The organism is Blautia sp. AM28-27, assembly GCF_003480905.1.
Lineage (GTDB): Bacteria > Bacillota > Clostridia > Lachnospirales > Lachnospiraceae > Fusicatenibacter > Fusicatenibacter saccharivorans.
This window is the reverse complement of sequence record NZ_QUJK01000006.1, coordinates 176,550-182,928: the sequence shown is the minus strand read 5'-3', so window position 1 is coordinate 182,928 and position 6,379 is coordinate 176,550. Positions and strand designations below refer to the sequence as shown.

Below are 6,379 nucleotides of genomic sequence, written 5' to 3'. Positions count from 1 at the left end.
GAATACTGCGGAATTAAGATGTAGAATCCGATACGTAATTGGATGCATATTATAACAGACATTATTACGATGATGTCCGGGGAACGAGTGAAAGTAAAAACGAAATCGTATCAGAATGATATGGTGACATTTAAAAATAAAGATGACGTTTTAACTGCACTGATTCACTTAGGCTATCTGGCATACGATCGAAGAGAACAGATGGCGTACATTCCAAATGAAGAAATCCGCAGCGAGTTCACGGATGCGGTAAAAGAACATCAGTGTATCATTGAGAAGTATGAAAAATAAAAAGGAGTATGAAAAAATGTATTACGTACCAGACGGAACCAAAACATGTGGTTATTATGAATGCAAGAAATGCGGCAACCGCTTTTTATCCCTTCAGACGATGGAAAAAATCCCATGCCCGGACTGCGAGGCGGAGGTGGATTATGAAATCGGACCTGGCGAATCTTTGGAGGATGTGCTGGACACCGCAGTGCTGCTGCAAAAAATTGAGGGCGAAGAGGAAGTGGAAAAGATGGATGCACTCTTAAGTCTTGCGATTACCGGCGGAGATTTTGACTGGATCTGACATAACAGAGCTTTTTTCAAACACGCTCCAGACAGGTAGCGGATATTTGATGAATGCCAAGTCTGGCGTTCGCTCTGAATTTTCACAGAATTTTACCGGAGTTTTTCCGCGATTTTAAAAGAAAACAAAGAAATTTCAAAGGTTCATGAGAAAAATGTTCAGAAACAACCGAAAAAATATCGGTGAAATTGTGTAAAATTGACAGAACCGATGCAAAAGACCGGAAATCATCGAAAAATTTAAGGATTGACAAAAAGCGGGAATTCCGCTAGAATGTGCCTATGTTGAAAAACAGCAGAGAAAAAGAATAGAGTAAAGATAACGCAACGGAGCGGTTCTGGGAATAGAATCGCTCCGTTTGTAATTTTCTCCCTTTCTCCAAGGTTTTATTTCTCCCAAAAAACACTCTCAGAAAACCGGAAAACGCTCTGTCTGTTTTTCAAGATAAACTCCATATAAGTAATGGATTCGCGAAGGCGCGGTACGAAGGGAAAGCTTCGTGCCGCGTTTTTCAATCCAAAGGAGAAACGTCAGTAAAGAGTTCGCAACGGGGCGATCTGGAAGGAAGACTTCCAGGTCGCCTTTTGATTTTACCGGAAAGGAGAAAGTCCGATGGAAAACACAAACGTCTTATTTGACCGAAAGCGTCTGGTCCGGCTGATCGTTCCCTTGATTGTGGAACAGGTGCTGGCCGTTACCGTCGGTATGGCAGATATGGTGATGGTATCCGGGGCCGGTGAAACGGCTGTTTCCGGAATCTCACTTGTCAATACGATCTGTGTACTGCTGATCGTGATTTTCACATCGATGGCAAGCGGCGGTTCCGTTGTCGGAGCACAGTTCCTCGGAAGCGGGGATAAGAAAACAGCGTGTCACGCAGCCGAACAGCTCGTGATGATCTGCGGACTGATTGCACTTGTTATCTGCGGCATTTCCTTTTTCGGAAACCGTTGGATTCTCCGGGTAGTCTACGGATCGGTGGAAGAGCAGGTTATGGCCTACGCGGTGGAATACTTCTTCATTACATCGCTTTCGTTTCCGTTTCTTGGAATCTACAATGCGGGGGCGGCGCTTTTCCGGGTTATGGGAAACTCAAATATTTCAATGGTTACTTCCATCGTGATGAATGCGCTGAACATCATCGGAAATGCTGTTTTTGTTTTCGGCTTTGACATGAAGGTCATCGCAAACAGCCGTCACAAAAAGACGGGGCCGCAGTATGACGGCATCGAGCAGGTCAGCATGGAAGAAATTTTCGAACGGTCGGATGTGATCTCCATTCACTGTCCGCATACGAAGGAAACAGAAAACCTGCTGAACCGTGAAGCATTTGCCAAAATGAAGGACGGTGTCATCATTATCAACACCGCACGGGGAATCATCATCGATGAGGAGGCGCTTCTTGAGGCGCTGGAATCGAGAAAGGTTTATATGGCAGGACTCGATGTTGTCGCAAATGAGCCGCCGCAGTATCAGATTCCGCTGATGCAGTCGCCGTACACCTTTATTACTTCCCATATCGCCTGGCAGCCGAAGGCAGCAAGACTCCGCGCAGTAGATCTGGCGGTGAAAAACTTCCGGTCTTACCTGGAGGGAATGCCGACGAGTGTGATTAATTAAAAACAGCGGATTGTGAAAACAGCTGCAAAAAAACGACTGTAAAAACAGCAGAGCTGCGGAACAGTCCAGGCATGAAAGAAGAGGTTAGAAAATCTGTCAGAAAACAGATTTCTATATAGAAGCAGCAGAGCCGGTAAATGAATGGAAGAGAAAACCGGGAAGGCGGATAAAAAAGAAATCCGCAGCCGGAAAAATCAGAAGCTGTACAGGAGCCGGTTCGGAAAGGGAGGGAAAATCATGAAAAAGCTGGAAATTGTAATTCGTCCGGAGAGCCTCGAAAACCTGGAGCTACTCCTCGAGGAGCAGAAGGCAAATGGTATGATGATCACAAATATCCTTGGATATGGAAATCAGAAGGGATATCGTCAGATGTACCGCGGAGCGGAAATCGTGGCCAAAATGCTTCCGAAAGTTAAAGTGGAAACCGTTGTGGAGGATGACAAGGTTCCGAAAATCGTTGATTTTGTTGTGAAAAACCTGTCAACCGGAAACTACGGCGATGGAAAAATTTTCGTTTACGATGTTGAAGATGCAGTGCGGATCCGAACGGGCGAGCACGGCGAACAGGCACTTTAAAAAATCTGAAAGCTACCGTTTCAGAGATGACCGTTTCAGAAGATCTGCAGACGGGAACAGGTAAGATGGGAATGAGGAGGAACTTATTATGGAAAACACACAGGTATTACTCAATATCGTATGGACCATGGTCGGAGCCTTTCTGGTGTATTTTATGCAGGCCGGATTTGCCATGGTGGAGACAGGATTTACAAGAGCGAAAAACTCTGGAAACATTCTGATGAAGAATATGATGGATTTCGTGCTCGGCTCTATTTTCTTCTTTATCATTGGATTTGCGCTGATGTTCGGAGGAAGCAATGCCTTTATCGGAACAGCAGGTTTCTTTCATCCGAAATCGCTGGCAGATGCAGACGGCATGTTCAACGGACTGCCGATCGGCGTATTCATGATTTTCCAGACCGTGTTCTGTGCAACATCGGCAACGATTGTATCAGGAGCTATGGCAGAGAGAACCAAATTTATCTCTTATCTGATTTACTCCGCAGCGATCAGCGTTTTCATTTATCCGATCACCGGACACTGGATCTGGGGAGGCGGCTGGTTAAGCCAGATCGGGTTCCATGATTTTGCAGGATCTACCGCAGTTCATATGGTCGGCGGTCTGTGTGCCCTTGCCGGTGCAAAAATGGTCGGACCTCGTATCGGAAAATACACAAAAGAGGGAAAACCGGTTGCTATTCCGGGTCATAACCTTCCGCTTGGAGCACTTGGTGTCTTTATCCTCTGGTTCTGCTGGTTCGGATTTAACTGTGGATCTACCACAGCAGCAACCTATAATCTTGGCGACATTGCCATGACTACAAACCTTGCGGCAGCAGCAGCAACACTTGTTACCCTGATTGTTACCTGGGTACGTTATGGAAAACCGGATATCAGTATGACAATGAACGGCGCACTGGCCGGACTGGTAGCTATTACAGCAAGCTGTGATGTAGTCAATGATTACGAGGCACTGTTCATTGGAGCAGTTGCAGGTGTTGTCGTTGTATTCGCAGTTGAATTCTTTGATAAAGTCGTAAAAATCGATGACCCGGTTGGTGCAATCAGTGTACACGGTGTCTGTGGAGCACTCGGAACCTTATTCACCGGTATTTTCGGCGAGGGATGCAGCTTTATCACCCAGATGATCGGTTTTGTAGCAGTTGCAGCATATACCCTGATCCTGGCGTTCATTCTGTTCTTCGTCCTGAAAAAGACCATCGGACTTCGCGTAACCGAGAAGGAAGAGATCGACGGATTGGATATGCACGAGCACGGATGCAGCGCTTATGCAAACTTCCACTTCCATAATGATAAATAAAAAAGGATCAATAAAAAAGGTGGTGCGGATATGAAAAAGCTGACAGTTATTGTCAAACCCGCGAACCGGGAGGATGTCATCGACATCATGGAATCGTGTGCCGTGTACGGCGTGATGGAAACGGATATCACCGGATATGGAAACCAGAAGGGTTACCGGGTGATGTACCGTGGAACCATGAGCGGACCGAATGTACTGATGAAATGCAAATTCGAGACCGTCGGTGACGATAAGACAATTGAAGTATTAAAAGGCTTTCTGGAAAAGAAGCTGTGTACCGGAAATATCGGAGACGGAAAGATTTTTGTCGAGAAAGTGGCAGACGTCATCCGGGTTCGTACCGGCCAGCGCGGCGAGGAAGCATTATAAAAACAAAAGACAGTAAAAAGGTGCAAAGAGGCAGCCAGAGCAGATCGTTCGGCTGCCTCTTCTGAGCTAAAAAAGCCGGAACGGGAGGAATGCTGCATGGTAAGATACATCATAAAACGTTTATTCATCGGAGTGGTGACGATCTGGGCACTGATCACCATTACCTTTTTCCTGATTCGGATTATGCCGGGCAGCCCGTTCGAGGCGGATAATCTTTCCCAGAGCGCGATTGAACAGCTCGAATCGACCTACGGACTGGATGAACCCATGTGGAAACAGTATATTCTTTACATGGAAAATCTGATGCACGGAGATCTCGGCATTTCCTATAAAAAGAACGTTTCTGTTAATACACTGATCGCAAGAGGATTTCCGTACACGCTAAGCATCGGACTTCTCTCTATTGCGGTATCTGCTTTCATCGGTATTCTGATGGGTATCTGGATGGCGACGAGCAAGCGGCTGGCAGTGAAAAACACCTTGCTTGGAATTGCGACGCTGGGGGTCAGTATCCCGGGATTCGTCACAGCGATCCTGCTGATGATGATTTTCGGTGTCTGGTGGCCGGTACTCCCGATCGTCGGTCTTGGTTCTCCGGCCAACTACATTCTTCCGGTGGCAGCACAGTCATTCGGACAGATCGCTTCGATTGCCAGACTGACCAAGAGTACGTATTCCGAGGCGATCCAGATGGATTACGTAACGATGGCAAGAGCGAAGGGACTTAGCAATCTGTACATCACCGCGCGTCACGTCTTTAAAAATGCACTGATCCCGGTTGTCACCTATTTCGGACCGGCCATCGCATTTCTGATCACAGGAAGCTTTGTTGTAGAATCTATTTTTTCCATTCCCGGAATCGGACGTGAATTTACGAATGCGATCACGAACCGTGATTACACCGTAGTCCTTGGCTTCAGTGTTTTCATCGGTGTGATTATCACCGTTGCCAACCTGGCGGTGGATATTATTTGTTCCCTCATTGACCCGAGAATCAAACTGACAAACTAGGAGGTGACTGTTATGGACTGGTTTTCACCGATTGATCCATCCAAAAAGAACAGCGAGTTTATTGCCGTGGAGAGCAAAAGCTTCTGGAAAGCGGCATGGGGAAGATTTAAGAAAAATCCAATGGCAGTTCTCGGACTGGTCGTCATCCTCCTTCTGGCGGTGATCTCCATTTTCGGACCGATAATCAGCCCCTATGCATACGATGCACAGGACGCAGCCAATCAGTACGCAGGCTTTTCGGCACAGCATATTTTCGGAACCGACAAATTCGGCCGTGATGTATTTACAAGACTCTGTTACGGAGGCCGTATCAGCCTGGCGATCGGTTTCGGAGCAGCTGTCATCAACACCGTTCTCGGTGTGGTGATCGGTGGACTGTGCGGCTACATTGGTGGAAAATTTGATAACTTTGTGATGCGTATTGTGGATATCATCTACGCAATGCCATCTATGATCTACGTTATTCTGATCATGATGGTTCTCGGATCGAATGTACGAAGCATTTTGATCGGTATCTGCATTCCGGGCTGGATCGGCATGGCTCGTCAGGTAAGAGGCCAGCTGATCGCCTTAAAGGAGCAGGAATTTTCCATGGCAGCACTCGTCATCGGAGCAAGTGATGCGAGAATTCTCTTCCGTCACCTTTTGATCAATGCCATCGGACCGATCATTGTACAGATTACCTTCCTTGTTCCGAATGCCATTTTTACCGAAGCCTTCTTAAGCTTCATCGGAATCGGCATTTCCGCTCCGATGGCAAGCTGGGGTTCCATGGCACAGGATGCCCGTCAGGTGCTTACCATGCACCCGGGACAGCTGCTTTTGCCGACCATCTGCATCTGTATCACCATTTTCTCCCTGAACTTCCTCGGTGAGGGAATCGGCGATGCCTTTAATCCAAAGAAAACCAGGGGGTGAAGCGT

At 47.0% G+C, this 6,379-nt stretch carries 8 protein-coding genes; all 8 read left to right on the top strand.

The genetic code is table 11. The annotated features are described in order from the left end of the window. The first annotated feature begins 42 nt into the window (after window positions 1–42). The 8 genes from DW743_RS10705 (at window position 43) to DW743_RS18145 (ending at window position 6,374) form a co-directional block, all read left to right on the top strand. The gene (locus DW743_RS10705; RefSeq protein ID WP_147341985.1) at window positions 43–291 is read left to right on the top strand and encodes a hypothetical protein; all 249 of its coding nucleotides are present in this window, start codon (window positions 43–45) and stop codon (window positions 289–291) included. 16 nt (window positions 292–307) lie between these two features. Then, complete coding sequence (locus tag DW743_RS10700) at window positions 308–577, top strand: hypothetical protein (RefSeq protein WP_055221876.1); 270 nt, start codon at window positions 308–310, stop codon at window positions 575–577. A 612-nt stretch (window positions 578–1,189) separates the two neighbouring features. Then, the gene (locus tag DW743_RS10695; RefSeq protein ID WP_117761475.1) at window positions 1,190–2,197 is read left to right on the top strand and encodes an NAD(P)-dependent oxidoreductase; all 1,008 of its coding nucleotides are present in this window, start codon (window positions 1,190–1,192) and stop codon (window positions 2,195–2,197) included. A gap of 237 nt (window positions 2,198–2,434) precedes the next feature. Further along, a complete protein-coding gene (locus tag DW743_RS10690) occupies window positions 2,435–2,773 on the top strand; it encodes a P-II family nitrogen regulator (RefSeq protein WP_055221847.1) in 339 nt (112 codons plus the stop codon). A gap of 88 nt (window positions 2,774–2,861) precedes the next feature. Further along, on the top strand, window positions 2,862–4,076 hold the full coding sequence (locus tag DW743_RS10685; protein ID WP_055221846.1) for an ammonium transporter: 1,215 nt from the start codon (window positions 2,862–2,864) through the stop codon (window positions 4,074–4,076). 30 nt (window positions 4,077–4,106) lie between these two features. Continuing rightward, entirely contained in the window at window positions 4,107–4,445 is a 339-nt protein-coding gene (locus DW743_RS10680) for a P-II family nitrogen regulator (RefSeq protein WP_022462439.1), read from the top strand. Between the two features lie 96 nt (window positions 4,446–4,541). Then, window positions 4,542–5,456 carry an ABC transporter permease gene (locus tag DW743_RS18150; RefSeq protein WP_191892613.1) on the top strand — a complete coding sequence of 305 codons (915 nt, stop codon included), beginning with the start codon at window positions 4,542–4,544 and terminating at the stop codon, window positions 5,454–5,456. Window positions 5,457–5,468: 12 nt separating this feature from the next. Beyond that, complete coding sequence (locus DW743_RS18145) at window positions 5,469–6,374, top strand: ABC transporter permease (RefSeq protein WP_191892612.1); 906 nt, start codon at window positions 5,469–5,471, stop codon at window positions 6,372–6,374. The last annotated feature ends 5 nt before the right edge of the window (window positions 6,375–6,379 follow it).